General features: G+C 60.1%; 22 protein-coding genes. 6 read left to right on the top strand and 16 right to left on the bottom strand.

All coding sequences use genetic code 11. The annotated features are described in order from the left end of the window. Nucleotides 1–219: 219 nt before the first annotated feature. From OCV66_RS08995 to OCV66_RS08940, 12 genes are all read right to left on the bottom strand, one after another. Entirely contained in the window at nt 220–1,314 is a 1,095-nt protein-coding gene (locus OCV66_RS08995) for a PTS transporter subunit IIC (RefSeq protein WP_054327551.1), read from the bottom strand. Between the two features lie 155 nt (nt 1,315–1,469). After that, complete coding sequence (locus tag OCV66_RS08990; protein ID WP_107631071.1) at nt 1,470–2,510, bottom strand: NAD(P)-dependent alcohol dehydrogenase; 1,041 nt, start codon at nt 2,508–2,510, stop codon at nt 1,470–1,472. 10 nt (nt 2,511–2,520) lie between these two features. Further along, nucleotides 2,521–3,486, bottom strand: coding sequence for a transketolase family protein (locus OCV66_RS08985; protein ID WP_054327538.1), 966 nt, complete (start codon nt 3,484–3,486; stop codon nt 2,521–2,523). 14 nt (nt 3,487–3,500) lie between these two features. Next, entirely contained in the window at nt 3,501–4,337 is an 837-nt protein-coding gene (locus OCV66_RS08980; protein ID WP_147574170.1) for a transketolase, read from the bottom strand. 12 nt (nt 4,338–4,349) lie between these two features. Further along, nucleotides 4,350–4,829, bottom strand: coding sequence for an RpiB/LacA/LacB family sugar-phosphate isomerase (locus tag OCV66_RS08975; RefSeq protein WP_054327539.1), 480 nt, complete (start codon nt 4,827–4,829; stop codon nt 4,350–4,352). Nucleotides 4,830–4,849: 20 nt separating this feature from the next. Beyond that, nucleotides 4,850–5,971 (bottom strand): iron-containing alcohol dehydrogenase family protein, encoded by a 1,122-nt coding sequence (locus OCV66_RS08970; RefSeq protein WP_107631074.1) that lies wholly within the window; start codon nt 5,969–5,971, stop codon nt 4,850–4,852. 8 nt (nt 5,972–5,979) lie between these two features. Next, nucleotides 5,980–6,909, bottom strand: a complete 930-nt coding sequence (locus OCV66_RS08965; RefSeq protein ID WP_147574169.1) for a DMT family transporter — start codon at nt 6,907–6,909, stop codon at nt 5,980–5,982. A gap of 13 nt (nt 6,910–6,922) precedes the next feature. Then, nucleotides 6,923–7,666 (bottom strand): ABC transporter ATP-binding protein, encoded by a 744-nt coding sequence (locus OCV66_RS08960; RefSeq protein WP_147574168.1) that lies wholly within the window; start codon nt 7,664–7,666, stop codon nt 6,923–6,925. 17 nt (nt 7,667–7,683) lie between these two features. After that, complete coding sequence (locus OCV66_RS08955; RefSeq protein WP_147574167.1) at nt 7,684–8,439, bottom strand: ABC transporter ATP-binding protein; 756 nt, start codon at nt 8,437–8,439, stop codon at nt 7,684–7,686. Next, the gene (locus tag OCV66_RS08950) at nt 8,412–9,188 is read right to left on the bottom strand and encodes an ABC transporter permease (protein ID WP_147574166.1); all 777 of its coding nucleotides are present in this window, start codon (nt 9,186–9,188) and stop codon (nt 8,412–8,414) included. The genes OCV66_RS08955 and OCV66_RS08950 overlap by 28 nt, the downstream gene beginning before the upstream one ends. Then, nucleotides 9,188–9,967 carry an ABC transporter permease gene (locus OCV66_RS08945; protein WP_054327543.1) on the bottom strand — a complete coding sequence of 260 codons (780 nt, stop codon included), beginning with the start codon at nt 9,965–9,967 and terminating at the stop codon, nt 9,188–9,190. Before OCV66_RS08945 ends, OCV66_RS08950 begins: the two co-directional genes overlap by 1 nt. An 87-nt stretch (nt 9,968–10,054) precedes the next feature. Beyond that, on the bottom strand, nt 10,055–11,146 hold the full coding sequence (locus tag OCV66_RS08940) for an ABC transporter substrate-binding protein (protein ID WP_082397182.1): 1,092 nt from the start codon (nt 11,144–11,146) through the stop codon (nt 10,055–10,057). Nucleotides 11,147–11,388: 242 nt separating this feature from the next. On the opposite strand from OCV66_RS08940, the gene OCV66_RS08935 reads away from it, so the two are divergent. Continuing rightward, a complete protein-coding gene (locus OCV66_RS08935; protein ID WP_107631076.1) occupies nt 11,389–12,243 on the top strand; it encodes an SDR family oxidoreductase in 855 nt (284 codons plus the stop codon). 59 nt (nt 12,244–12,302) lie between these two features. Then, nucleotides 12,303–13,511: an ROK family transcriptional regulator gene (locus OCV66_RS08930; RefSeq protein ID WP_054327545.1), complete on the top strand. Its 1,209-nt coding sequence runs from the start codon at nt 12,303–12,305 to the stop codon at nt 13,509–13,511. A gap of 127 nt (nt 13,512–13,638) precedes the next feature. On the opposite strand, the gene sstT is transcribed toward OCV66_RS08930, so the two are convergent. Then, nucleotides 13,639–14,853, bottom strand: a complete 1,215-nt coding sequence (gene sstT / locus OCV66_RS08925; protein WP_107631077.1) for a serine/threonine transporter SstT — start codon at nt 14,851–14,853, stop codon at nt 13,639–13,641. A 202-nt stretch (nt 14,854–15,055) separates the two neighbouring features. Between sstT and OCV66_RS08920 the strand changes: the two genes are divergently transcribed. The 4 genes from OCV66_RS08920 to OCV66_RS08905 all read left to right on the top strand — a co-directional run bounded on the left by OCV66_RS08920 (nt 15,056) and on the right by OCV66_RS08905 (nt 19,280). Continuing rightward, the gene (locus OCV66_RS08920) at nt 15,056–15,565 is read left to right on the top strand and encodes a ferritin (RefSeq protein ID WP_107631078.1); all 510 of its coding nucleotides are present in this window, start codon (nt 15,056–15,058) and stop codon (nt 15,563–15,565) included. A 160-nt stretch (nt 15,566–15,725) separates the two neighbouring features. Continuing rightward, a complete protein-coding gene (locus tag OCV66_RS08915) occupies nt 15,726–16,646 on the top strand; it encodes an AraC family transcriptional regulator (protein ID WP_054327547.1) in 921 nt (306 codons plus the stop codon). Between the two features lie 192 nt (nt 16,647–16,838). Then, the gene (locus OCV66_RS08910) at nt 16,839–17,108 is read left to right on the top strand and encodes a DUF6110 family protein (RefSeq protein WP_054327548.1); all 270 of its coding nucleotides are present in this window, start codon (nt 16,839–16,841) and stop codon (nt 17,106–17,108) included. 66 nt (nt 17,109–17,174) lie between these two features. Next, nucleotides 17,175–19,280: a heavy metal translocating P-type ATPase gene (locus OCV66_RS08905; protein WP_147574165.1), complete on the top strand. Its 2,106-nt coding sequence runs from the start codon at nt 17,175–17,177 to the stop codon at nt 19,278–19,280. Between the two features lie 49 nt (nt 19,281–19,329). On the opposite strand, the gene OCV66_RS08900 is transcribed toward OCV66_RS08905, so the two are convergent. From OCV66_RS08900 to OCV66_RS08890, 3 genes are all read right to left on the bottom strand, one after another. Then, nucleotides 19,330–20,088, bottom strand: a complete 759-nt coding sequence (locus OCV66_RS08900; RefSeq protein ID WP_054327549.1) for a 4Fe-4S binding protein — start codon at nt 20,086–20,088, stop codon at nt 19,330–19,332. A 121-nt stretch (nt 20,089–20,209) separates the two neighbouring features. Next, on the bottom strand, nt 20,210–21,691 hold the full coding sequence (locus tag OCV66_RS08895; RefSeq protein WP_054328550.1) for a UxaA family hydrolase: 1,482 nt from the start codon (nt 21,689–21,691) through the stop codon (nt 20,210–20,212). 13 nt (nt 21,692–21,704) lie between these two features. Further along, a partial coding sequence (locus OCV66_RS08890; protein ID WP_207724526.1) for a tagaturonate reductase occupies nt 21,705–23,183 on the bottom strand: 1,479 nt, incomplete at its 5' end.

Raw genomic sequence — 23,183 nt, 5'->3', positions numbered from 1 at the left:
TTTTCTGATGGAAGCATACTATAACTGCGGCGCTTTTGTCAATAGCTTTGCTCGGAAAGCCGGTAAAACTGTAAGTTTGTCCAACCAGAAGCGTGTCGTTTTGTTCACAATACCAATATTATGTTGCATGTACTTCCACAAAGGTTATAATGTCCTCTATCATTGCAAAGGCATCCGCCCTCCGCTCCTACAGGCGTTGGCATTGGCGCCGCCGCGCGCTCACAGCTTCATGTCCCCATCCTTGACCCAGCCGAGACGGCGTACCGCCAGGTTGATCAGCGGACACAGCACCGCTGGCAGAAGGAACGATACCAGCAGCAGCCCAACCCAGTCCTGCGCCGTAACGGCGGCCTTGGTTCCGGCCGCGATATCGTTCATCCAGCCGGTATAAACCCCGATCTGGCCGACCAATCCACACGTCCCCATGCCCGAGGAAACCGGCGTACCATTCATCTGCAAACCAAATACACAGGTCGCAATCGGTCCGGTGATGGCCGAGGTCAGGATAGGCGCGATCCAGATGCGCGGGTTCTTGACAATGTTGCCCATCTGAAGCATGGAGGTGCCGATCCCCTGAGACACCAGCCCGCCCCAGCGGTTCTCCTTGAACGACATGACCGCAAAGCCGACCATCTGCGCGCAGCAGCCCGCCACCGCCGCGCCGCCCGCCAGACCGGTCAGACCGAGCGCCGCGCAGATCGCGGCGGAGGAAATGGGCAGCGTCAGCGCCACGCCCACCAGCACGGACACCGCAATCCCCATCAGGAACGGCTGCAGATTGGTTGCCCACATAATCAGGCTGCCGACCTGCATCGCCGCCGCTCCCAGCGCGGGCGCCCACCAAGCGGACAGCGCAATGCCCGCGCCGATCGTGACCAGCGGGGTGACCAAGATGTCCACCTTGGTCTCACCCGCGACCGCCTTGCCCAGCTCGGCGGCGATGACCGCCACAAACAGCACGGCGAGCGGCCCGCCCGCGCCGCCCAGCGCGTTGGACGCAAAGCCGACCGTAATCAGCGAAAACAGCACGAGCGGCGGGCAGCGCAGCGCATAGCCGATCGCCACCGCCATCGCCGGCCCGCTCATCGCGGAGGCCAGGCCGCCCACTGTGTAGGATACGTCGCTCACCGTCGCGACCGGCATGGTCAGAAACGGGATGCCGAACTGTGCACCTACCGTATCGATGATTGTCCCAATCAGCAGCGAGCAGAACAGCCCCTGCGCCATTGCCCCCAGCGCGTCGATCCCGTACCGCCGAACCGAGATTACAATGTCCTTGCGTTTGAGAAACGCCTTTACCTTTTCCGTAGTTATCCCCTCCCAACACAGCCGCACGGCGGCTACACTGCTGCTATTATAGCACACCTGACGGCGGCGCGGCGCTGTTTTTGTATTTTTTTGCGGCACCGTGTTCCTCCGCGCAAAAAAGCGACACGCAGGGCCGACTGCCTGCGTGCCGCCGTATTGGGTCAGTCTGAGACTTTAATCAGGGTCTTGATGACTTCCTGCGCATGGGTGATCGTATACTGGAAAGCCTCGTCCGCCTGCTCAAACGGGAATTCCTTCGGCTCGATCGCCTTGAGGTCGATATAGCCCTTTTCGACCGCCTCGATTGCGAGTGGATAAATATTACGGTAGCGGAACACCGTGCGGATCTCCACTTCCTTGCGGGATATCTCCAAAAAATTATAGCTGACATCCTGTGCAATGTTGCCCACCACAACGATCACGCCGCCGCTTTTGACATACCGGCCGGTCTGCGACATTGTCACCGGCGAGCCCGCCGTTTCAAAGACCACGTCGCAGCCCTTGCCGCCCGTCGCCTGCAATACGGCCTCGGTCACATCCACCTCTTTGGGGTTGGCCGTGACCGTCGCGCCCAGACGCTTCGCGCTCTCCAGCCGGTGCCCCACCAAGTCGGACACGATGATCTCGGTCGCGCCCATGGCCTTGCAGGCCAGCAGCGTCATAATGCCGATGGTACCCGAGCCCAGGATGCAGACGCTCTTCCCCAGCCCAACGCCGCCGCGCCTGGCCGCATGCATGCCGACCGCGAGCGGCTCCAGCATGGCGCCCTCCTGCATGGTCATATCGTCCGGCAGCTTGAAGCACATTTTGGCCGGAAAGGCCATGAACTTACGCAGCGCGCCGTCATACGGCGGCGCCGCGAGGAAATGCACATCCGGACAGAGGTTGTATTTTCCTGTCAGGCAAAGCTCGCACTTGCCACAGGGTACGCCCGGCTCGAGCGCCACACGATCGCCGGGCTGCAGAGCAGTCACATCCGCGCCGCATTCGGTCACATATCCCGACACCTCATGCCCCAGGATAAACGGCAGCGGCGCCACCTTTTTCCCGATGCGGCCCTCCTTGTAAAAATGCGCGTCCGAACCGCAGATGCCGCAGTACTCCATCCGGACGACTACCTCGTCCGCGCCCGCCGCCGGCATTGGGCAGTCGGCCAGCTCAATGCGGCCCACCGCGGTCATATGCGCTTTTCTGTTTTTCAATGCCGTTCCCTCACTTTCGCGCGATCGCCTTTTTCGCCTTTTCGCAGATCGCCTGCGCCGTCAGGCCGAAACGCTCCTGTAGGTAATCCACCGGACCGACTTCGCCGAACTCGTCCTGTACGCCGACCTTTTCCAGCGGCGCCCAGCAGGCCGATGCAAGCACATCCGCGACCGCGCTCCCCAGGCCGTTGATGACGTTGTGGTTTTCCGCAGTCACGACCGCGCCGGTCTCCTGCGCCGCACGGATGACTGCCGTCTCGTCCAGCGGCTTGACGCAAAACATATCCAGCACGCGCGCCTGTATCCCCTCTTTTTCCAGCAGCTCGGCCGCTTTGAGCGCCTCGGCCACACAGAAGCCCATGGCGATGATCGTCACGTCCTTGCCATCGCGCAGCAGGTTGGCTTTGCCAACCTCGAACGTCGTACCCGCCTCGTAAATCGCGGGCGCGGTCTTGCGGTGCAGGCGGATATACCAGACGCCGTACTCCTCCTTTGCCATGCGCACGATCTCGCGTACCGCGACCGCGTCCGCAGGCTCCACGACCGTGATCTCCGGAATGCTGCGCATGATCGCGATGTCCTCAAACGGCATGTGGGTGCCGCCGTTGAGCGCGGTCGTGATGCCGGGGTCGGAGCCGACGATCTTGACATTCTGCTTGGCATAGGCACAGGAGACAAAGATCTGGTCGCAGGCGCGGCGCGCCGCAAAGGGCGCGAACGTATGGGTAAACGGGATCTGTCCGGTCGCGGACAGGCCCGCCGCCACGCCGAGCATGTTGGCCTCCTGTACGCCGCAGTCAAACGTATTTTCCGGAAACGCGGCCGCAAACGGCTTGGTCGCGGAGGCGTTCATCAGGTCCGCATCCAGAACGCAGACGCGCTCGTCCTCCGCCGCCAGCTCCATCAGAGTGCTACAGTACACCTTACGCAGCTCGGTATCGCCGTGCTTGTGAAAATCAGCTACTATTACGCCCATGGCTCTCCCCTCCTTTACAGCGCCGCGAGCTGGCTGTCCAGCTCGGCCATGGCCTGATCCATCTGCTCCCTGGTAACCGGCATGTTGTGCGAGCCGACCTTGCCCTCGGCCAGCGAAACGCCCTTGCCCTTGACCGTGTTCAGCACGATCATGGAGGGCCGCTCGCCCTGCTGCTTGGCCTTATGGATGGCCTCGCTGATCTGCTCTACGTCGTGTCCGTCCACGCTCTGCGCGTACCAGCCGAACGCCTCGTATTTGCCCGCCAGATCGCCCAGCTCGCAGACCTCGCTGATCGTCCCGTCGATCTGGCACTTGTTGTAATCCGTAAACGCGATCAGGTGGGACAGCTTGTGCTGCGCCGCGAAAAGCGCGGCCTCCCATACCTGGCCCTCCTGGCTCTCGCCGTCGCCGATGATCAGGTAGGTGTAGTTATCCAACCCCTTTTTGCGGTTGCCGCAGGCGATGCCCACGGCCGAGCTGGTCCCCTGTCCCAGCGAGCCGGTCGTCATGTCGATGCCGGGCGTGCGGTTCATGTCGCAATGGCTGGGCAGGTTGGTACCCGGCTTGTTGAGCGTGAGCAACTCCTCTTTTGGGAAAAAGCCCTTCAGCGCCAGCGTGGCGTATACCGCCGGCCCCGCATGCCCCTTGGAGCAAACCAGCCAGTCCCGATCCTCCTTGTGCGGGTCGGCTGGATCGATGTTCATTTCCCCGCCGTACAGCACGGCCAGCACGTCGCAGATGGACAGCGCGCCGCCCACATGCCCAACGCCCAGCGTGCCGATCGCGCGCATGGTCTCCTTTCGGATGGAAACGGCAAATTTCTGGAGGTCTTTTTTGGCCTGCATATCCATATTTTCCCCTCCTCAGTTGTGGTAGATGCCCTTTTCGATGCCCTTGACTTCCTCGCGCGCCTTGGTCAGGAACTCCTGGCGCCACGGCTCCAGGTTCTCGGTGAACGCGGTGTTCAGGAATTTATCCACAATGGCGCAGCCCGCAAAGTCCGCGGTGATCCAGCCGCCCATGGTCAGGATGTTTGCGTCGTTGATGGCGCGACACTTTTCCGCCGCATAGGTATTCTCGCAGACCGCCGCGTAAACGCCCGGATATTTGTTCGCCACGATCGCCATGCCCATACCGGTGCCGCAGATCAGGATGCCCTTTTCATACTCCTTCCTGGAGATCTTTTCCGCGACCACGGGCGCCACCATGTAATACGGCTGGCCGTGCTCCATATCCTGCGTGCCGCAGTCCTCCACCTCATACCCAAGCTCAACCAGGTGCGCCTTAACCGCCTCCTTGAGCGGGAAGCCCGACTTATCCGAACCAATCACAATCTTTTTCATAGATATCCTCCCCTTCTTTATCACAGGATGCCTTTCAGCAGTGCATATACGGTTTGTTCATTCATTACTGCGGGCGTGAGCTGGATGATCGCCGCGCCCAAGCCGACCTTGGTGATATGCTCCAGGTTTTCCTCCCGCACGCCAAGCTGCCCCAGGCGGGTCGGCATGCCCATGGATTCCATCAGCGCCTCGACCGCGTCCGCGAGCGCGCCCGCATCCGCATAACCCAGGTAGGCGGACAGCGCCTGCAGCTTTTCCGCCGCCCCTTCCCTGCACAGGCGGATAAACGCCGGCAGGGTGATCGAGCAGGCGGTGCCGTGGCTGGCGTGGTACTCGGTGGTCAGCGGAAAGCTGAGCGCGTGGATGCCGGTCGTGCGCGTCTGGCTGAATGCCACGCCTGCGATCATGCTCGCCTTGATCATGGCGCCGCGCGCCTCGAGATCGTTCGGGTCGTCGTACGCCCGCTTGATAAAGCGGAGGATGAGCTGCATCGCGCCCATCGCCAGCATATCGCACATGGGCTGGCTCTCCTTGTTCCAATACGCCTCGATCGCGTGGCAGAACGCGTCCATGCCGGTCGAAGCGGTCACGGCGGGCGGCAGCGAATAGGTCAGTTCCGGATCGATTACCGCGTAATCCGCCCAGAAGCGGTCGGTAACGAGCGGCATTTTAATGCCGGCCTTTTTATTCGTGAACACGCCGACATTCGTGACCTCACTGCCGGTACCCGCAGTCGTGGGTACGCAGATCAGCATGGTTTTGCGCTCGGAAAAGGTCTTGGTGCCGCCGCTGTAATAGTCGTAGATGCTGCCCTCGTCCCGCGTCAGGCAGGCGACGATCTTGGCAACGTCCATCGAGCTGCCGCCGCCCAGACCGATCACGCAGTCCGCTTTCAGCGCGCGCGCGGCCGCGGCCGCGGCATCCACGCTTTCACACGACGGATTCGGCTCGATATCGCTGAAATAGCCGACGGTTTTGCCGATCAGGCTTTCGCCGATCCGCTGCGCCACGCCGTTCTGGTACAGGAACGGGTCGGAAATAATCAGCACGTTTTCTCCCGCGATGTACGACGCCATCTTTTGCGAGACCCCGTAATCAAACAGGATCTTGACCGGCATGTAATAATGAAACGCTTTTTCCATTTTGAAATTTACCCTCTTTCCTCAACAGGTTCCATGCTGCCCGTCTCGTTTTTGCGCTGCTCCATCAGGATGCCGAGCGCGCCGGCCAGGATGACCGCCATGCCGCCAAGCTGCACCGCGGTCAGCTTTTCCCCGAACGCGAAAAAGCAGATCAGCGACGCCACGACCGGCATGAACAGCAGGAACACCTTGACAAACCATACGGGGAACCGCCGCAGGTCGTAATAGTAAACAATGTAGACCAGCGTCTGCCCCACGCTGGCGAGCAGCAGCATCCAGCCATAATAAGGCGTGCGGATACAATTCATGATCTCACCCAGGCTGCCCGCCACGGCGGATGCCGCGATAAAGCACAGCATACAGACGAAATTATTGTAGTACGCCACAACATTGTCGCACACGGGGTTGCGCTTGTCGTGCTGCGCGCTTTTGATGACAAACGCGTTGATCGACACAAAGAGCGCGCTGAGCAGATAGAACAGGTTGCCCAGGTTGAACAGCTCCAGATGGGCGGGGTTCAGCCCCATCGTGATGAACACGCCCAGCAGCATGACCACGATGCAGCACCACTGCTTCCAGCTCAGGCGTGTCTTGTAGATCACGGCGGAGATCACCGCCACCATCAGGATATCGCACTTGAGCAGCGCCGTACCCGTGCTGGCGCTGCCGAGCGACAGGCCCACGAACGCGGTCGCATCCAGCAGGAAGCCCAGCACGCCGATCGTCACCAGCTTGGGCCAGACAAAGCGCACCTGCAGCAGGAGCTTCAGCTCCCCGCGCAGCGCCATCAGCACAGTCAGGAACACCATGACGATCAGGCGGATGTATACGCCCATTGAAAACACGGACATGCCCGCCACCGTTTGCTGGCTCGCCACATAATAGGTACCCCAGATCACGGCAAGGAGCAGCACGGGAAAGACCGGTCTTCCTTTCATGTCGCCTCGCCCCTTACCACCATTTGATCTGGCTCGTTACATATTCACGCAGGCGGATGAATTCCTCGCTCGCGATATCGCGCGGGCGGGGCAGGTCGATCTTCAGCTCTTCCTTCACCGTTGTCGGCTTCTGCGACAAAATCAGGCACTTGTTGGAGAGGTAGACCGCCTCCTCCACGTTGTGCGTGATGAAAATGACCGTGCTTCCGGTCGCCTGCCACAGCTTGATGACCTCGTCCTCCAGATAGTACCGCATTTTAATATCCATCTGGCCGTACGGCTCATCCATCAGCAGCAGGTCGGGGTGCAGCGCGAAGCTGCGTCCGATAACGATGCGCTGCTCGGTCGAGGTGCTCAGCTCATGCGGATAGGCGTTGCGCGCCTTTTCCAGGCCGAGGAGCTCCAGAATTTCATCCGTGCGCTGCTTGATCACCTTTTCCTCGACCTTTTTGGTTTCCAGCCCGAAGCGGATGTTCTGTTCAACTGTCAGCCACGGGAACGCGGACGGTTCCTGGAACACGAACGAGAGGTTGTGCTTCTGCGGGTCTGCCGGCTCGCCGTCGATCAGGATCTGCCCCTCGGTCGGCTCGATCAGCTTGACGAGCAGGTTGAGGAACGTCGTTTTGCCGCAGCCCGTCGGGCCGACGATGCAGACAAAGTCGCCCTTATTGATATCGAACGAGATATTGTCCAGCACTTTCAGGTCGCCAAAGCATTTTGTCAGGTTCCTGACCTTTACCTTTACTTGATCGCTCATACGGATACCTCCCTGCGTTACAGGCTCAGATCGGTATCCGCCACGATTTCGTTGCGAAGCCGCAGGAATGCCTGATCGGTATAGTTTCTTGGTCTGGGCATGTCGGGTATGTATTCCTTCTTCACGCTGGTCGGATGGCCGCCGAGCAGGATGATCCGGTCGCCCAGGTAAATGGCCTCCTCCACGTTGTTGGTGACGAAGATGACCGTGCGCTTGTTCTTCTCCCAGATCTTGAGGATTTCGTCCTCCATGGAATAGCGGGTCTGCGCGTCCAGCGCGCCGAACGGTTCGTCCATCAGCATGATATCGGACTCGCTGGCATAGGCGCGCGCAATGCCCACGCGCTGCTTCATGCCGCCGGAGAGCTGCTTGGGCAGCGCCTTTTCAAAGCCCTGCAGCCCGACCAGGTCGATATATTTCTGCGCGTTTGCCTGACGGGTGGCCTTATCCACGCCCTTGAGCTTCTGGTTCATCTCCACGTTGCCCATGACCGATTTCCACGGGAAAAGCGCATAGCGCTGGAACACCAGGCCCAGGTCGCCCATTTTGGGCCGCCCGTCTGCAAACTCCACCGTACCCGAGGTCTGCTCGTCCAGCTCGGCAAGGATGTTCAGCAGAACGGTTTTGCCGCATTGTCCCGGCCCCAGAATCACGAGGAATTCGTTTTCCTTCACCGTCAGGTTGATATCCTTCAAAACCTCTACCGAGTTCTTTTTGGAAGCGAATGTTTTGGAGAGGTTTTTGATCACAATTTTGTCTCTGAGAACTGCCACGGGCAAAGCACTCCTTCCATTTTCTGCAGTATCGTGGACAGCAGGAAGCTTACCACGCCGATTGCCAGCATGCAGACGACGATCAGCGCCGTGTCGCCGCTCTCCTGCCCGCGGACGATCAGGAAACCGACGCCCTGCCGCGCTACGATCATTTCCGCCGCGACCACGCACATCCAGCCGCTCGACAGCGCAGTGCGGATGCCGGCCAGGATAGCGGGGATGGTGGCCGGAAACGCCACGTCAACCAAAAGCTGCTTGCGGTTCGCGCCCAGCACCTTGCCCGCGCTGATCATCAGCGGGTCGATCGCGCGGATGCCCGCGCTGGTGTTCAGCACGATCGGCACGAACGAGCCGATGAATACGATCACCCATTTGGAAAGCTCGCCGATGCCGAACCACAGGATAATTACGGGGATCCATGCGATCGGCGGGATCGGGCGCAGCATTTCGAAAAGCGGCCCGAAAAGCGCGTTAAAGCTCTTGCTCCAGCCGATGCCGATGCCGAGCGCAACGCCCAGCACAACCGCGAAGAAGAACGCGATCAGCACGCGCTGCAGGCTGGCCCAGATATGCGCCGGCAGCGTCGCGTTGGCGATCGGGTCGGCCATGATCTGCAGGAATTTCTCCAGCGTTGCCGCCGGCGTCGGCACCATCGAGCCTTCCTGTCCGGCCAGGACCACCCAGAGGACAACGAAAATGCCGATCGAGCAGACGGACAGCAGTATATTCACCCATTTGATATTTTTCATCACTTATACCTCCAGGGCGCAACCTTTTTCTCGCAGAGGCTGAGCAGCCCGCTCATGATGGCGCCGGTGACGCCGATGACCGCCATGCCGACAATGATGATCTCCGGCCGGCTGAGCGAGCGGCCGATCTGGATCATATAGCCGAGGCCCTGCGTGGAGGCGAGCATTTCCGCCGCGACCAGCGTGGACCAGGAGTTGCCGAGCGATATGCGTATGCCCGTGAACACCATGTTCATGGACGAGGGGATGCATACCTTTGTGAACACCTGCCATCGCGAGGCGCCGAATGTTTTCGCCACGTTAATCAGCGTCTGGTTGGTCAGCTTGATACCCAGATACGAGTTGACCACGCATGGCACAAACGCTGATACAAATATGATGAATACCTTTGCGTTAAAGCCGATGCCCATGGTCAGGATAATGATCGGGATCCATGCGATCGGCGGGATCGGGCGAATGATCTCAAACAGCGGGGTGAACAGCGAATCCAGCACCTTATAGTATCCCATGAACAAGCCGAGCGGGATGCCGATGACAATCGCCAGCAGGAAGCCGCTCAAAGAAAGCTTGATGCTTGCCAGGAAATGCACCGGAATGGTCGCGCCGTCCGGCTTCTTTTCGACCATTTTGGTGAACAGGGTTTCCAGTGCTGTGGAGGGCGCGCACAGCGTGCGCTCGGATACCAGGCCGAACCGGACGCTGCATTCCCATATGCCGAAAAACAGGACCAGGCCCAGTATGCTCAACAGCACCAGCTTGAGTTTTTTGTTTTGTTTCATAATCCACCAGCCTGCCTCACTTGATGATTTACAAAAAGGAGAGGGGCGGAGAGCCCCCCTCCTTTGCCAACAAACGTGTTTGGGTTGTCAGTTCATCGTCTTGCCATGACGCTCGGCAAGCTCTCGAATGAAGGTGTCGTCGATAAAGTTGTTTTCGATCAGGTACTGCTTATCGGATTCTTCGATCGAGCCGGTCTGCACGAAGAAGTCCATCAGGTTTTCCATCGTCGTATCGACATAGCGGGTTCCCTTTTCGCCGGAGAACCATTCGATCTCGTCGTCCAGCGTGGACAGCGGGCGCTTTTCTGCGCAGCGGGTGGCGATCTCCAGGGTCTGCTCCACACCGTTGTCCAGACCGATATCCATCATGTACTGTCCGTATGCGTCCAGATCGTCCGCGTACTTCTCACAGATCTGATAATAGCAGTCCAGGAAGTCCAGAATCTCGTCATGCTTGGTCTCGATCGCTTCCTCAGAGGCGACGATAACGGTCGGCTGGTCCTCGCCGGTCGCCTTGCCGGAGGAAATGCAGACCCAGTCCTCGTTCTCCGCGTCGAAGCCCTGCGGGTCCCACAGGCAGACAATGTCAGCCTCGCCAGCCTTAAACGCCGTGTACGCTTGGGCAACGCCCATATCGATGATGCTGACGTCCTCGGTCGTCAGACCGAGCTTTTCCAGCGTTGCGACCAGAGTGAAGTGCGCCGAGGTACCGAGCGGGCAGAGGATGGTCTTGCCGCGCCAGGTATCCGCATTGCCGTAGATCTCGTCATAGCCCGCGACCTGGCCCTGAATCTGCGCGATATCGCTGTCGCTTCTCGCCCAGATCGTGACCGCTTCCGTATCCGGCGAGCCGAAACCGATCACCTTGGCGCCGTAGGCAATGCCGCCGGTGATGGACGGGGGCGAACCGTAGCAGCCAACGTCCCATTCGCCCGCGCCGAGCGCTTCGTTCTGCACATTGCCGCCCGTGAACATAATCAGTTCCACATCCAGCCCCACGTCTTCAAACTGCCCTTCCTCCAGGCCGATGTAAGCGGGGAGTGTGTGCGAATAGGGCTGGCCGCTGACCGTCAGCGAACGGCTTCCGGAATCGCCGCCCGCAGCGTCGTCTCCGCCACCGCAGGCTGTCAGAGAAACTGCCATTGAGAGTGATAATGCCAATGCGATTAACCTTTTCATAGTGTCCTCCTTCTTCCTTCTCTACATTTCGTATCAAATTAATTAATTGAATTAACTAATTTGTATGCTCCTATTATAGCGATTCTTTCCATTTGTGTCAATTTATCAAAAGCAATATATTTGTTTTTATCTTTTTGTATATACCGCACAATATTTCTATTTAATTTTCTGATTAGCTGCTATGTTGATTTTTTTAATTATATTGATATAATAAAATTAGAACAAAAAAGGAGTTGAATTTCATGCTCACGCCCAACCCGTTCCCCCTGGACCTGGGCGGCCGCACCGCTGTTGTCACCGGTGCCGGCGGCATCATGTGCAGCCATTTCGCGGGCGCGCTCGCACAGGCGCATGCGACCGTGTGCTTGTTGGATATCAACCTGCCTGCGGCGCAGGCTGCGGCGGATGCGCTGACCGCAGCGGGGTATCGTGCATATGCCTATCGGGCCGACGTGCTGGACAAGGCGCAGCTCGAAAGCGTACACGCGCAGATTCTGGCCGCGCACGGCCCCTGCAGCATCCTGATTAACGGCGCGGGCGGCAACCATCCGGATGGAAATACGGAGGACGAATATTTTCGCCCCGAAGCGGTGGAGCCGGCGCTCAAAACCTTTTTTCAGCTTGACCTGAACGGCTTCCGCCGGGTGTTCGACCTTAACTTTATCGGCACGGTGCTTCCCACCCAGATTTTTTCCGCCGACATGACCGGCCGCAAGGATAGCTGCATCGTCAACATCTCCTCCATGAACGCCATCCGGCCGCTGACCAAGCTGCCGGCCTACAGCGCGGCCAAATCCGCCGTTTCCAACTTCACGCAATGGCTGGCCGTCTACTTCTCCAGGGCGGGCATTCGGGTCAACGCGATCGCCCCCGGTTTTTTTATCACCAACCAGAACCGCCCCAACCTGCTCCACGCAGATGGCTCGCTTACCCCGCGCGCGGAAAAGATCCTGTCCGGCATACCGGCGGGCCGGTTCGGGGATATTTCTGAATTGACGGGCGCGCTGCTCTTCCTGCTCTCCCCGCAGGCGGCGGGATATGTGAATGGGGTCGTGCTGCCCGTGGACGGCGGCTTCAGCGCCTATGCCGGCGTATAATCCCTGCCCTGCCGCATACGCGGCGTCGGAATTCTATCGATAGCTTAGGAGATTTGCTTATGCGCCCTCTTGGAATCAACATGAGTAATGTAAAACAGGTCAATCGTTCCCATGTTTTGTGGCTTTTGCTGACGGAAGGCGCAATGTCGAGGACCGACCTGGCCAGCCGGCTCCGTCTCACGACCGCCACGCTGACCTCGATCTGCGGCGACTTCATCAGCCGCGGCATCATCATCGAGGAGGGGAAAGAAGCCTCCTCTAGCCTAGGCCGCAAAAAAAGCCTGTTGTCCATCAACCAGACCTATAAATACGTTATTTCCGTCAATATCCACTACACGGGCAGCACCATTGCCATCACCAACCTGATGGGGGAGCCGCTTGCGCTCGAGCACTTTGCGATCGACCCCGCGCTTGATGTGCCGGGCGCCTTTCAGGATATTGCCAACCGGATCGTACTGCTGCTTTGGAAAACCAAGCTCAAAAACAAGGATATCCTCGGCATCGGCGTGGACATCCTTGGTCCTGTCAACCACAACGAAGGCATCGCCCTGCATCCTTTCCATGTTTTCCACGGACAGGAGGTGCCTATCCAGAAGATATTGGAGGAGCTGCTCCCGTTTCCAGTCTGTGTGGAAAGCAACGTCTGCTCGTTCCTGAACGCGGAAAACCTTTACGGCACGGCAAAATACACCGCCAATACCATGGTCGTGAAATGGGGGCCGGGCGTCGGCTCGGCGGCGTCGATCAACGGCGCGCTGTATAAGGGCGCTAATTACCAGTCCTCGGAGATCGGGCATACCTACTTTTACCGCGGCTCGACCACAGTTTGCCGCTGCGGCAAAACCGGCTGTCTGGAAACCGGTGTCCACTTAAACCAGATCACCGAAAAAATCCTCTCGCTGCAGGAAAGCTCTCCGGTTATCCGCGGCGCCCTGCTCGAATACGGCCAGCCGACTATCCATAACATCCGCAAATACCTTGCGCTGGACTGTCTGGAGCTGCGCAGCTATCTGACCACCTTGATCTATGACCTCTCCATCGGCATCAACAACGCCATCTCGGTTTTCGCGCCCAATAAGGTCATTTTGTTCGGCGAGATTTTCGAATGCCCCTTTGTGATGGAAACGTTCATCCAGCAGGTATCTAAAATCAACCCGTTTTTGTCCACGGACATTTTCGAGCAGAGTTCCCTCGCCCCCCGCAAGGAATTCATCGGCGGCGCCGCGACCGCGGTGCAGAGCTTTCTGCTGGAGCCTGGGGGCGCCTGACGCCTCCCTTCTCCGCCGCACATCCTCCTCTCTTCCAGACAGGGGACGGAAGCATCCGCTTCCGTCCCCTGTCGCTTTCGCCAAAAAAGGGCCTGCTTGTACGAAGCAGGCCCTTTCCGGCTTGTATTTATTTTTTCTGCAGCTTACGCTTTTGGGTATACTCCGCCACCGCGGTATACAGCACGTCGGTCGAGGAATTGATCGCGGTTTCGCAGGAATCCTGGATCACGCCGACGATAAAACCGACACCCACTACCTGCATCGCGATATCGTTTGGAATGCCGAACAGGCTGCAGGCCAGCGGGACCAACAGCAGCGAGCCGCCCGCCACGCCGGATGCGCCGCACGCGCTGACCGCGGAGAGCACGCTCAACACGATCGCGGACGCCAGATCCACCTCTATGCCCATGGTATGCGCCGCGGCAAGCGCGAGTATGGAGATCGTGACCGCCGCGCCGCCCATGTTGATCGTAGAACCCAGCGGGATGGATACCGCATAGGTATCGCGGTCCAGCCCCAGCTCCTCGCACAGCTTCATATTGACCGGAATGTTGGCGGCCGAGCTGCGCGTAAAGAAAGCGGTGATGCCGCTGTCCTTCAGGCATTTCAGCACCAGCGGATAGGGGTTTTTGCGGATGCCGATAAAAGCGATGATCGGGTTGACGATAAACGCCACGAACGCCATGCTGCCGACCAGCAACAGGATCAGCTTGCCGTAGCTGAGCAGGGCATCGATTCCCTGCTCAGAGATCGTGGTGAAAACCAGGCCCATTACGCCGAACGGCGCGCAGTTGATAATCCACCGGACGATCTGCGAGATCGCGTCCGCAACATTGCCGATCGCACGCTTGGTGCCGTCCGAGGCCTTGCGCAGCGCAATGCCGAGCAGCACCGCCCAGGCCAGGATGCCGATATAGTTGGCGTTCGCCAGGGCGCTGATCGGGTTGGAAACCAGGTTCATCATCAAAGTGTGCAGCACCTCGCCGATACCGCCCGGGGGCGCCACATCGGAAGCGCTTTCCGCCAGCGTAAGCGAGATCGGGAACAGGAAGCTCGCCACAACCGCCACGCAGCCCGCCAAGAACGTACCCAACAGATACAACCCGATGATGCTTTTCATGTTGGTCTGCTTACCCTCTTTGTGGTTGGACAGCGCGCCCATGACCAAAAACAAGACCAGCAGCGGCGCGACCGCCTTCAGCGCGCCGACAAACAGATCGCCCAGCAGGGAGAGCGCCGTCAGCTGCGGCGCGGCCACCCCGAGGAGGATGCCGACCGCCAAGCCGCAGATAATCCGTTTGACCAGGCTGATGTCATTCCATTTTTTGAGTATTTCTTTCATATTTCCCCTCGTTCCATTTTTGTTGTTTTTTAGTATACCACATTTTTCTTATTTCGTAAAATAAATTCATACTTCTCTTTCCCACGCCAGTATTTCCGTTTTTTCTCTTGACAGCGGACGCGGATGTGTTATAATTGATATATAATATCAATTAATATTTTAGGTGGTTTATCCCATCCCCGCTCTAAGGAGGTTACTTAAAATGGATCGCAAGGTTTCCGAATTGCTCAACGACCAAATTAACAAGGAATTTTATTCTGCCTATCTGTATCTTGACATCGCTAACTTTTACTCCGACAAAGGGCTGGACGGTTTTGCAAACTGGTACGAAATCCAGGCCAGGGAGGAGCAGGACCATGCCATGCTGATCTATCAGTACCTGCACAACAATAACCAGAAGGTCACGCTGGAAGCGATCGCCAAGCCGGACAAGGCGTTCTCCACGCTGATGGACCCGCTGCAGGTCGCATACGAGCACGAACAGTACGTCACCGCATTAATCAACGCCATTTATGGGGCCGCCCAGTCGGCAAATGATTTCCGCACTGTTCAGTTCCTCGACTGGTTTGTCAAGGAGCAGGGCGAGGAAGAAAAAAATTCCTCCGACCTCATCACCAAGATGGAGCTGTTCGGCAGCGACGCCAAAGCACTCTACATGCTCAACAGCGAGCTGCAGGCACGCGTTTACGCCGCTCCCTCCCTTACCCTGTAAATAGCCATACGGCCAGGCGGACGTCCCGATCGGGGCGTCCGCTTTTTTTGCATTATCCAAGCCTTGACAAACCCCGCTGTTTTGGCGTATAATTCTGGCTATGAGTTAGTTTTAGCTAACTACAAGTTAGTCATTGCAAACTTTTCTATGGAGGATCGGCATGCTGGAAGCGCTATTGGAACAATTATCGGATGCCGGGCTTTCGTCCGGCCATATCCGCTGGACCGCCCCCATGGCCGGCGTGCGCGTCTGCGATTTTGACTGCGCGCCGCCGGAGCGCTTTCCCGCCCGCCCCACACATCCGCACCTTGAAACGCTGTACTGCTGCCGCGGCGGGCTGCTGCTTTCTTTGGCGGGCGGGCGGCAGGTCAGGCTCAAGCCGCGGGAGATCCTGCTGCTTTCCGATCCCGCGCAGGTTCGATCCGTCCAATTTGCGGACAGTCGCTTCGCGGGCATCCTTATTTCGTTCGTCTGCTGTGAGGCTCGGCACAGCCTGCAAGGGCTTTGCGCCCTGTTTGGCGGCCTGACGCTGGACACCCGCCAGGTAGGCGCGCTGATGGCAGCGCATCACGGCTGTGCGGCGGTGCGCGGCAGCGCCTGGGGCAACGCGGTGTTCTTCGCGCTCAGGGACCTGCCCGCTTCCGATCGCGGGCAGTACTGCACGCTCAAGGCGGTGGAGCTATTGTATCTTCTGTGCCGCCAAAGCCCGCTGGTCTCTCCGGTAGCCGCGAGCTATTACGATCAATACCTGACGGATGCCGTGCAGCAGGTCCATGCCTATATGTTGGAGCACCTCGCGGAGCATCTGACGATCAGGTGCCTTGCGCAGCAGTTCCATATCTCCCCCACCTCGCTCAAAAGCTGCTTCCGGCAGCTATACGGCCAGCCGCTCCACCAATACCTCCAGCAGCAGCGGCTACAGCGCGCGGCCGAACTTTTGACCTCCTCCCCCCTGTCCGTGATGCAGGTTTCGGTTGCTGTGGGGTACGGCAGCGTCAGCCAGTTCGGCGTGGCGTTTCGCCGCCTGTACCATCTTCCCCCCTCCCGCTACCGCCGCATTGCGGCCGAGAAAAATGTCTAAAACCGTTTATCTCTGTCCAAATCCGGTGGAATTTGCCGAACAGATATGCTATGCTTATCCCCAACGGGAAACGACCCATCCAGGAGGTGTTCGCCTTGAAACAACATCGGTTTTGGGCCTGGGGCGCTGTGATCTGCATGGTCATGGTCATGATCACGGGCTACAGGCGCAAGTGATAAGGAGGAAGCATTTATGAAGAAATACTGCAAGGATATCGCCCTGTTTGTCGGCGGCGCGCTGTTCGGTTCGGCCGGCATTAAGCTGCTGTCCAGCAAGGACGCCAAAAAGGTTTATACCCATGCCACCGCCGCCGCGCTGCGGGTGAAGGAATCCGTCATGACCACGGTCAACACCGTGCAGGAGAACGCGGCCGACATCCTGGCTTCCGCGCAGGATATCAACCAGGCCCGCACGGCGCAGGAAGAGGCCGTTGAGGATACCGCCGCAGAAACCCAGGGCTGATTACAACCCGTTTGTCAAAGAGGGGCGCATAGGCGGCCCTCTTTTTCCCGTTTTGGAGGTCAAGCAATGAAAGCAACCATTTTACACGAAAGCAACGGACGCCTGCGCGTCCGTCTTGCCCAAAAGCGGATGACGCCGGAGCAGGCAGACCTGCTGGAAGCTTATCTGCAGTCCTGCACAGGGGTGGCGCAGGCCGCAGTTCATGAGCGCACCCGCTGCGCCGTAATCCGCTATCAGGGCGGCCGAGCAGCCGTACTGGCGGCGATCGGCCGCTTCTCCTATCAGGACCCGCGCGTCGCGGCGCTCGCCCCCCTGCACAGCAGCCGCATGCTCAACCGGCAGTATCAGGAAAAGCTGGTCGGCAAGGTGCTGGTCAAAGCGGCCTGCAGTCTATTCCTGCCCTCCCCGCTTCAAATTGCGCGGATCTGCTGGATTTCCTTTCCTTTCCTGCGGCGCGGCCTGCGCTGCCTGCTGCGCCGCCGCATGCACGTTGAGCTGCTCGACGCGCTTTCCATCGGCATCTCGATCGCCCGTCGCGACTTCGGCACGGCCGGCTCGGTCATGTTCCTGCTCGAGCTGGGCGAGCTGCTGGAGGAGTGGACGCACAAAAAGTCGGTCGACGACCTGGCCCGCTGCATGGCGCTGGGCGTGGACCGCGTTTGGCGCAAGGACGGCGATACCGAAACCCTCGTCCCACTCGGCCAGATCGGCGCGGGCGACTGCATCGCGGTCCGCATGGGCGGCGTGATCCCGATTGACGGAACGATCGCCGAGGGCGAGGTCATGGTTAACCAGGCATCCCTGACCGGCGAATCCATGCCGGTCGCCAAGCGCCCGGGTACGGCCGTTTACGCCGGAACGGTCGTCGAAGAGGGCGAATGCGTGCTGCGCGTCACCCAGCATTCTGGCGAAAGCCGTTATGACAAGATCGTCTCCATGATCGAGCAGTCCGAACGGCTCAAATCCGCGGCGGAAGGCAGAGCCTCCCGCCTGGCCGACCGCCTGGTCCCCTATACGCTCGCCGGCAGCGCGCTCAGCTTCCTGCTGACGCGCAGCGTCACGCGCGCGCTGTCCGTCCTGATGGTGGACTTCTCCTGCGCGCTCAAGCTTGCTATGCCGCTGGCGGTGCTGTCCGCCATGCGCGAGGCAAGCGCTTACCATATCACGGTCAAAGGCGGCAAATTTCTGGAAGCGGTCGCGGGCGCGGATACGATTGTGTTTGACAAAACCGGCACGCTGACCCACGCCTGTCCGGTCGTCGCGCGAGTCATTCCGTTCGGCGGACGCAGCGAGGCCGAAATGTTGCGCGTCGCCGCCTGCCTGGAGGAGCATTTCCCGCATTCCATGGCCAACGCGGTCGTGCGCGCCGCCAGAGAGCGCCGGCTCGCCCACGAGGAAATGCATTCCCAGGTCGAATATCTGGTCGCGCACGGTATCTCCAGCACGGTGGACGGGGAAAAAGTCATCATCGGCAGCGCGCACTTTGTCTTTGAGGATGAGAAAACCGTAATCCCCGCTGGAGAGCAGGCGGCGTTTGACGCGCTTCCCCCGGAATTCTCCCACCTGTATCTCGCCATCGGCGGCGAACTGGCGGCGGTTATCTGCATTGCGGACCCGCTCCGCGGCGAGGCAAAGGCCGCGATACAGGCGCTGCGCGCGCTCGGCATCCGGCGCACCGTCATGCTGACCGGTGACAGCGAGCGCACCGCGGCCGCGATTGCGGCGCAGGTCGGGGTGGACGATTACCGCGCAGAGGTCCTGCCCGAGGACAAGGCGCATTTTGTAGAGGCCGAACGCGCCGCCGGCCGCACGGTCATCATGCTGGGCGACGGCATCAACGATTCGCCCGCCCTGTCCGCCGCCAGCGTAGGCATTGCAATCAGCGATGGCGCGGCGATCGCGCGTGAAATCGCGGATGTCACCATCGCGGCGGACAACCTATTCGAGCTGGTCGCACTGCGGCGGATCGCGCAGGGGCTGATGCTCCGCATCCACTCCAATTACCGGTTCGTGATCGGCTTCAACGGCATGCTGATCGTCCTGGGCGCGGCTGGCGCGCTCATGCCGGCCGCGTCGGCCATGCTGCACAACCTTTCCACCCTAGGCATCAGCCTGCGGAGCATGACCAATCTGCTGTCGCCCTCCTTTGACGCGGTTGCGGCCGGCGAATAATGCCAACCAATCCAAAAACACGGCTGACCCAAACGGTCAGCCGTGTTTTTTACAAAAAAAGCTCGTTCTCACGCCGCTCTGCGTCAAACGGCGCCAACTTTCCCCGCAGCGCTTCCAGCATCGGGGCAGGCAGGGCGCGGGCCTGCTGCGGACAGATGGCGACACAGCGCATGCACAGGATGCAGCGCGACGGGTCGGTCGTATCCGGCTGTCCGGTCGGGATCGCCCGTGCGGGACATTTTTCCGCGCACAGGCCGCAGCCGGTGCAGGCTTCCGATACCTGCGGCACGGCAGGCATGCCGCTCCACTCCTTATAGGGGTGGCTGCCTGGCACGGCGGGTTCCTCCTGCGAGCCGTGGTCCAGCTTCGCCGCGATCTGCCTGCCGAACGCGCCGAGCTGCCGCGCGTCCTGTTCATCCGGACGTCCAGCGGCAATATGTACGATCGAATGCTCCGCCAGCAGCGCGGCCGCTGCCATGACGCGGAATCCCTGCCCGCGCAGCAGGTCGCTCAGCTCGATCAGCGTGTCCTCATAGGCCCTGCCGCCGTACACCGCAGCCGCCACCGCCCGCGCGCCGTTGCCCTGCCATTTTTTCAGCCGTCCGGTCATCATGGCCGGCAACCGCCCGCCGTAAGCAGGGCCGGCAACCAGCACCACGTCGTCCGGATGAAACACTGTCGGCTCGGCCTGCGGATCGCAGAGGTCATACTCCCGCACGTTGGGTGCCATCCCCTTTGCGAGCAGCAGCGCCACGCGCCGCGCCCCTCCGGTTGGGCTGAAATGCAGGATTTTGATGGTTTGTGGCATAAACACCGCTTCCTCTCCTCATGTTTCCCTACATGGTGCTTACCAGTATAGCACCTTCTTCCTCCCGTTGCAATTCGCTTTCAACAGTCCGGCTGGCTGCAAAAGCGCCGCCTGTGTTTATTTACAGCGTAACGCCGTTTTTAAAGATGGCGATTTCACGGTAGCCCAGCAGCTCAGTTTTGGAGGGTCTGCCGCCCGCGATGTCCAGCACCAGCGCGTACAACCGCTTCGCCGCCTCCGCGATCGGCTCGCCGTCCGCTACCGGACCCGCGTCAAAGTCGATCCATCCCGGCTTGCGCGCCGCAAGGCCGCTGTTGCTCGCGATCTTTACCGTCGGCGCCGGCGCGCCGAACGGCGTCCCGCGTCCCGTCGTGAACAGCACAATATGCGCGCCCGCCGCGGTCAGCGCTGTCGCTGATACCAGATCGTTCCCAGGCCCGTACAGCAGGCTCAGGCCGTGCGCCGTTACCTGCTCCCCGTACCCGATCACATCCGCCACCGGCGCCGTGCCGCCCTTCTGCACGCACCCGCACGACTTGTCCTCCAGCGTCGTGATGCCGCCTTTCTTGTTCCCCGGCGACGGGTTCTCGTACACCGTCTCGTTGTGGCTGATAAAGTAATCCTTAAAGCTGTTGAGCATGGCGGCCGCCTTCCCGAACACCTTCTCGTTGACGCACCGGCTCAGCAGCATCCCCTCCGCGCCGAACATCTCCGGCACCTCGGTCAGCACTGTCGAGCCGCCACGCGCGATCACCATGTCGCTGAACGCTCCTACCGTCGGGTTCGCCGTCACGCCGGACAGGCCATCCGACCCGCCGCACTTCAGACCGATCACCAGCTCGCTCACCGGCACCGCCTCACGCCGGTACCGTCCCGCATATGACGCGCACTGTTCCAGCAGCGTGCGTCCCGCAGCGAACTCGTCCTCCACGTCCTGGCAGGTGAGGAACTTGACGCGCTCCGCGTCGTACTCCCCCAGCTCCTCTACGAACTGGTCGTGCTGCAGGTTCTCGCACCCTAGGCTCAGCACCAGCACTGCACCCGCGTTCGGATGCCGCGCCAGCGCCGCCAGCAGCTTCCTCGTCTGCGCGTGGTCATCGCCCGTCTGGCTGCACCCGTATGGATGCGGAAACGTGTACAGCCCGTCTATGCTTCCGCTCACCAAGTCCTGGTTGTCCGACACCAGCTTTTTCGCCACGTCGTTGACGCAGCCCACCGTCGGGATGATCCAGATTTCATTCCGCACCGCCGCACGGCCGTCCTCCCTCCGGTAGCCCTGGAATGTCTCCGCCTCCGCCGCCTCTATCTCGGGTACCGACGGCTCATAGGCGTACTCCTCCTCGCCGGACAGGTTGGTCCGCATGTTGTGCGTATGCACCCAACTGCCCGCCTCCACCGGCTCCGTCGCATGGCCGATCGGGAAGCCGTATTTCACCACCGCTTCCCCTGCCGCGATCGGTACGAGCGCGATCTTATGCCCCTGCGGGATATCCTCCCGCGCGGTCACCACCGCGTCTCCCGCTTTCAGCGTTTCTCCCTTCGCCGCAGCATGCAGCGCCACCGCCACGTTGTCCCGCTCTGTGATCCGTATCAGCTTTGTCATCTTATCCTCCCTCTCACAGGCAGGAGGCGAACGCGGCCTCCGCGCCCTCCGCGCGGATCTTCGTAAGCCCCGCCAGCACCGCGGCTTCCAGCCCCGCGATCTCCGTCAGGTCCTGATCCCACATCTGCCGGTTGGTCAGCACCGCGTGTACCAGGTCTGCCGCGCTGTCGTCCTTATGCGCCCAGTAAAATTCCAGCGCCCAACGGTCGTCCGAGCAGATATAGGTGTTGCCCTTCGCGCGCCTGCACACCAGACCCGCTTCGGTCAGCTCCTGCACATCGCTCGTATAGAACGCGATATACGCCGCAAGGCTCATACTCAGGCATTCCGGCAGCCTGCCTGTCTTTTCCACATATTCCAGCAGGCTCGGCAGGTTGCGCGCTTTCCATTTGGAGGTCGAATTGAGCGAAATGCTCATCAGCTCATGGTCCACGAACGGGTTGTTGAACCGGTCCTGCACCGCCGCCGCGAACTCCTCCAGGTCCTTTTTATCCAGCGGCAGGGTCGGGATGACCTCCTCGTACAGCATCTTGTTCATAAAGCCGCGGATGCTGTCGTTGTGCATGCAGTCCCGCACGATATCCAAGCCCGCCAGGTACGCACCCAGCACAAAGCCCGTATGCGCGCCGTTCAGGATGCGCACCTTGCGCTTTTTGTACGGCGTCACATCCGGCACCACGATACAGTTCAGCCCCGCCGCCTTGAACGGCAGCTGCTCCTCCAGCCACGACGGTCCCTCGATGTTCCACACGCCGAACACCTCGCCCACGTCGATCAGCTCGTCATGGTACCCGTTTTCCTCCTCCATGCGCGCCGCTTCCGCCGCGTCCTTGATGCGCCCCGGCACGATCCGGTCCACCAGCGTCGAGCAGAACGTGCAGCTCCCGCACCAGGCTCTGAACGCCTCCTCCAGACCCCACTGGCCGATGTACTGCTCCACGCACTTCTGCAGCTCTTTGCCGTTGTTGTCGATCAGCTCGCAGGAGAGGATGACCACCGGCTTTTTCCCTGCCTGCCAGCGCCGGTACAACACCTGCGTCAGCTTCGCCGGAAACGACGCCGGCGGGCAGTCCTCCTTCCGGCAGGCAGGGTCGTACACAATCCCCGCCTCGGTTGTGTTGGACACGATGTATTCCAGATCGTCCGACTCCGCGACCTGCATCATCGCGTCGTAGCCCGCCTTTTCATATGGGTTCAGGCACCGCGACACCGACGAGATCACCCGCTTCCGGTCCACCTTTTCCCCGTTCTCCCGACCGCGCAGGTACAGCGTGTACAGCCCCTCCTGCCGGTTGATCTGCTCCGCCAGCCCCTGCGCGATCGGCTGCACCAGCACCGCCTTGCCGTTCCAGCCCACGCGCTCGTTCGATACATCAAACCAGTAGTCCACGAACGCGCGCAGAAAATTCCCCTCGCCAAACTGCAGAATCTTCTCCGGCGCTTCCTCCAGAATATATCCCTTGTATCCGCTCGCTTTTATTCTTTTGTAATT

This window comes from Agathobaculum ammoniilyticum, from assembly GCF_025567315.1.
In the GTDB taxonomy this organism is placed as follows: Bacteria; Bacillota; Clostridia; order Oscillospirales; family Butyricicoccaceae; genus Agathobaculum; species Agathobaculum ammoniilyticum.
Note: the sequence above shows the minus strand (reverse complement) of the source record. Positions and strands in the feature narration are given on the sequence as shown.

What these genes read in the sequence shown, in the direction of transcription:
- OCV66_RS08900 (WP_054327549.1), bottom strand. Translation starts at nt 20,088, where the DNA reads ATGCCACAAACCATCAAAATCCTGCATTTCAGCCCAACCGGAGGGGCG.
- OCV66_RS08980 (WP_147574170.1), bottom strand. Translation starts at nt 4,337, where the DNA reads ATGGATATGCAGGCCAAAAAAGACCTCCAGAAATTTGCCGTTTCCATC.
- OCV66_RS08905 (WP_147574165.1), top strand. Translation starts at nt 17,175, where the DNA reads ATGAAAGCAACCATTTTACACGAAAGCAACGGACGCCTGCGCGTCCGT.
- OCV66_RS08910 (WP_054327548.1), top strand. Translation starts at nt 16,839, where the DNA reads ATGAAGAAATACTGCAAGGATATCGCCCTGTTTGTCGGCGGCGCGCTG.
- OCV66_RS08935 (WP_107631076.1), top strand. Translation starts at nt 11,389, where the DNA reads ATGCTCACGCCCAACCCGTTCCCCCTGGACCTGGGCGGCCGCACCGCT.
- OCV66_RS08915 (WP_054327547.1), top strand. Translation starts at nt 15,726, where the DNA reads ATGCTGGAAGCGCTATTGGAACAATTATCGGATGCCGGGCTTTCGTCC.
- OCV66_RS08945 (WP_054327543.1), bottom strand. Translation starts at nt 9,967, where the DNA reads ATGAAACAAAACAAAAAACTCAAGCTGGTGCTGTTGAGCATACTGGGC.
- OCV66_RS08975 (WP_054327539.1), bottom strand. Translation starts at nt 4,829, where the DNA reads ATGAAAAAGATTGTGATTGGTTCGGATAAGTCGGGCTTCCCGCTCAAG.
- OCV66_RS08940 (WP_082397182.1), bottom strand. Translation starts at nt 11,146, where the DNA reads ATGAAAAGGTTAATCGCATTGGCATTATCACTCTCAATGGCAGTTTCT.
- OCV66_RS08895 (WP_054328550.1), bottom strand. Translation starts at nt 21,691, where the DNA reads ATGACAAAGCTGATACGGATCACAGAGCGGGACAACGTGGCGGTGGCG.
- OCV66_RS08930 (WP_054327545.1), top strand. Translation starts at nt 12,303, where the DNA reads ATGCGCCCTCTTGGAATCAACATGAGTAATGTAAAACAGGTCAATCGT.
- OCV66_RS08960 (WP_147574168.1), bottom strand. Translation starts at nt 7,666, where the DNA reads ATGAGCGATCAAGTAAAGGTAAAGGTCAGGAACCTGACAAAATGCTTT.
- sstT (WP_107631077.1), bottom strand. Translation starts at nt 14,853, where the DNA reads ATGAAAGAAATACTCAAAAAATGGAATGACATCAGCCTGGTCAAACGG.
- OCV66_RS08970 (WP_107631074.1), bottom strand. Translation starts at nt 5,971, where the DNA reads ATGGAAAAAGCGTTTCATTATTACATGCCGGTCAAGATCCTGTTTGAT.
- OCV66_RS08985 (WP_054327538.1), bottom strand. Translation starts at nt 3,486, where the DNA reads ATGGGCGTAATAGTAGCTGATTTTCACAAGCACGGCGATACCGAGCTG.
- OCV66_RS08965 (WP_147574169.1), bottom strand. Translation starts at nt 6,909, where the DNA reads ATGAAAGGAAGACCGGTCTTTCCCGTGCTGCTCCTTGCCGTGATCTGG.
- OCV66_RS08920 (WP_107631078.1), top strand. Translation starts at nt 15,056, where the DNA reads ATGGATCGCAAGGTTTCCGAATTGCTCAACGACCAAATTAACAAGGAA.
- OCV66_RS08950 (WP_147574166.1), bottom strand. Translation starts at nt 9,188, where the DNA reads ATGAAAAATATCAAATGGGTGAATATACTGCTGTCCGTCTGCTCGATC.